3 protein-coding genes are annotated in these 2,657 nt (G+C 59.4%); all 3 read left to right on the top strand.

Annotated features, from left to right (window positions below):
* The first annotated feature begins 161 nt into the window (after positions 1-161).
* The 3 genes from ACEN2J_RS20650 to tnpC all read left to right on the top strand — a co-directional run bounded on the left by ACEN2J_RS20650 (position 162) and on the right by tnpC (position 2,558).
* The gene (locus ACEN2J_RS20650; RefSeq protein WP_442108619.1) at positions 162-536 is read left to right on the top strand and encodes a transposase; all 375 of its coding nucleotides are present in this window, start codon (positions 162-164) and stop codon (positions 534-536) included.
* Positions 533-877, top strand: a complete 345-nt coding sequence (gene tnpB / locus ACEN2J_RS20645; protein ID WP_442108617.1) for an IS66 family insertion sequence element accessory protein TnpB — start codon at positions 533-535, stop codon at positions 875-877. Before ACEN2J_RS20650 ends, tnpB begins: the two co-directional genes overlap by 4 nt.
* Positions 878-962: 85 nt before the next feature.
* Positions 963-2,558, top strand: a complete 1,596-nt coding sequence (tnpC, locus tag ACEN2J_RS20640) for an IS66 family transposase (RefSeq protein ID WP_442108615.1) — start codon at positions 963-965, stop codon at positions 2,556-2,558.
* Positions 2,559-2,657: the final 99 nt, after the last annotated feature.

Genomic DNA, 2,657 nt, shown 5'->3' with positions numbered 1-2,657 from the left:
CATCTATCTTCAGGCGCGGATGGAGGAAAATGCCGAATGCATGTTGGTAATCATTGGTGCGACACCAGAGGGAAAGAGTAAGCGACAAGGCAACCGCGTGGGTTAAAGGTTTGGCATCTTCAGGTTAGATTTTCGGCGTTCACGCAAGCGCCGGGGGTTCTATGTCTACGACCAGTTCTAAGCCTATGCCTACGCATGGTAGCTTTCAGTTGATTGAAGCTGTCGTCGAACGTCTTGACGGTGCGCCAGTGGGCGAGCGTCGGCGTTGGTCGGATGAGTTCAAGGCGCAGGCCATCGCCGCGGCGATGGCTCCAGATGTCAATGTTTCGGCTCTGGCCCGGCGATTGGGCATTTCGCCACCACAGCTGTTTGGTTGGCGCAGGGCTTTTCTCAAAACCCAGGATGAGGCGACATCGGCGCATCCTTCACCGCAGGCTCTGACGGAGATCGTGATCGGGGATGCCATCATTCGTGTTAGGCAAGATATCGGGGAAGCCGATCTGCGCCGGATCATTCGTGCGGTGCGCACAGAATGATCCCGTCCGGCGTGAAGGTTTTTCTGGCCAGCCATCCTGTCGACTTCCGCAAGGGACCGGACAGCTTGCTGGCACTGGTTCGCGATGCGGGGAGCGATCCGTTCAACGGCGCTCTCTATGTGTTTCGTGCGAAACGTGCGGATCGCATCAAGGTCGTTTGGTGGGACGGTAGCGGCGTCTGCCTTTATGCGAAGCGTTTGGAGAAGTCGGGGTTCTGCTGGCCGCGGATTGGCCATGTCCGGGTTCAGCTGAACACCGTCCAGCTGATGGCGCTGGTGGATGGCCTGGACTGGAAACGGGTGCGGCCGGTAGCCATTCGTCGCCCTGAAACCGTTGGCTAAAACAGCTCCTGCGAAGTGCATTATTTGCAGTGGAAGCGCAAAAAACACGAGCAAAACAAGAGGAAATATGCTTTAATCGAAGGCGATGAACAGCAGCGCACTTCCCCTTCCTGATGACATAGATCAGTTGAAATCCATGGTGCGCGCTATGGCTGCGAAAGCGTCCCGTGCGGACGCGTTGGAGCTTGAGATCGAGACGCTCAGGGCCCGCAACGCGGATGCCGACGAGCGGATCAAACGGCTAATGCAGATCCTGAAGGCTTACGACCGGGCCCGGTTCGGGCGACGGTCCGAGAAGCTTGGTTCTGCTGCGGCAGCTGGCGAGGATGCACAGCAGGCTTTCCTCTTCGAGGAGATCGAAACGGGTATCTCGGCGCTACGGGCGCAGGTCGGAAAGGGTCAGGCTTCACAGGAGAAGCGGGCGCCCCGGCCACGCAAAGGCTTCCCGCCACATCTCGAGCGCGTCGAAGTGATCATCGAGCCGGACGATCCGCCGGAACACGCTGGCAAACAGAAGGTGCTGATCGGCGAAGATGTGGCCGAACGGCTGGATGTGATACCGGCGAAGTTCCGGGTTATCATTACACGTCGCCCGAAATACGCGTTCAAAGGCTGGGACGGCATCATCCAAGCTTTGGCCCCGTCTCATATCATCGAAAGTGGCCTGCCGACCGAAGCGTTGTTGGCACAGATTGCGGTCTCAAAATACGCCGATGGCCTGCCGCTCTACAGACAGGAAGGCATTTATGCCCGCGATGGCGTTGACCTTGACCGACGGCTGATGGCCCAGTGGATGGGCCGGATAGGCTTCGAACTGGATATCCTCGCGGACCATGTTCTGGGTGAGATCCTGAAAGGCGACAGGGTCTTCGCGGATGAAACCAGCCTGCCAACACTCGCCCCTGGCACCGGCAGCGCGAAAAAGGCTTGGCTCTGGGCCTATGCCCGCGACGACACACCTTTTGGCGAGAGCGGTCCCTCCATGGTGGCCTATCGCTTCGAGGACAGCCGCTCTGGAGACTGTGTGCGGCGGCATCTCGGGAGATATCGCGGTATCCTGCAGGTGGACGGCTATGCCGCCTACAACAAACTCGCGCGCAAGGATGGTGGCAACGATGGTCCGCTGTTGGCGGGATGCTGGGCGCACAGCCGTCGCCGCTTCTATGAACTGCACACGACCGGTGCTTCCGAGGTTGCCACTGCGACGATCGAGAAGATGACGGAGCTTTGGGCGCTTGAAGCGACTGTTCGCGGTCAAAGCCCCGAAGCCCGCGCTGCCGCACGCCAGACTGCCTCGGCCCCGATTGTCGCCGCGCTGTTTGCGCTCTGGGAGCGGACCCTGCCGCGTATCTCGGGCAAGTCGAAGCTGGCAGAAGCGCTGCGCTATGCCATGACGCGTCGCGAAATCTTCGAGCGCTTCTTGATCGACGGCCGCGTCGAGTTGGATTCCAACATCGTCGAACGTGCTATCAGGCCTCAAACCATCACGCGAAAAAATAGTCTGTTTGCCGGATCGGACGGCGGGGGCCGAACGTGGGCTACCATCGCGACGCTCCTGCAGACCTGCAAAATGAACAATGTCGACCCTGTCGCCTGGCTGACGCTGACATTGGAGCGCATCGCCAACCAGTGGCCCAGTGCTGAAATTGATGCACTCATGCCATGGAATTACAACGCCTGAACGGCCATGCCTTCCCGCTTACGGGAAAGAAGGAGCTGATTGGCTTTCAGGTCGGCCTGCGAGAAAGCGCGCAAAGCTGGCACGAGTTGCTGACCGACA

The sequence above is a fragment of the Pseudorhodobacter sp. W20_MBD10_FR17 genome (assembly GCF_052119765.1).
Lineage (GTDB): Bacteria > Pseudomonadota > Alphaproteobacteria > Rhodobacterales > Rhodobacteraceae > Pseudorhodobacter.
Note: the sequence above shows the minus strand (reverse complement) of the source record. Positions and strands in the feature narration are given on the sequence as shown.

What these genes read in the sequence shown, in the direction of transcription:
- tnpB (WP_442108617.1), top strand. Translation starts at nt 533, where the DNA reads ATGATCCCGTCCGGCGTGAAGGTTTTTCTGGCCAGCCATCCTGTCGAC.
- tnpC (WP_442108615.1), top strand. Translation starts at nt 963, where the DNA reads ATGAACAGCAGCGCACTTCCCCTTCCTGATGACATAGATCAGTTGAAA.
- ACEN2J_RS20650 (WP_442108619.1), top strand. Translation starts at nt 162, where the DNA reads ATGTCTACGACCAGTTCTAAGCCTATGCCTACGCATGGTAGCTTTCAG.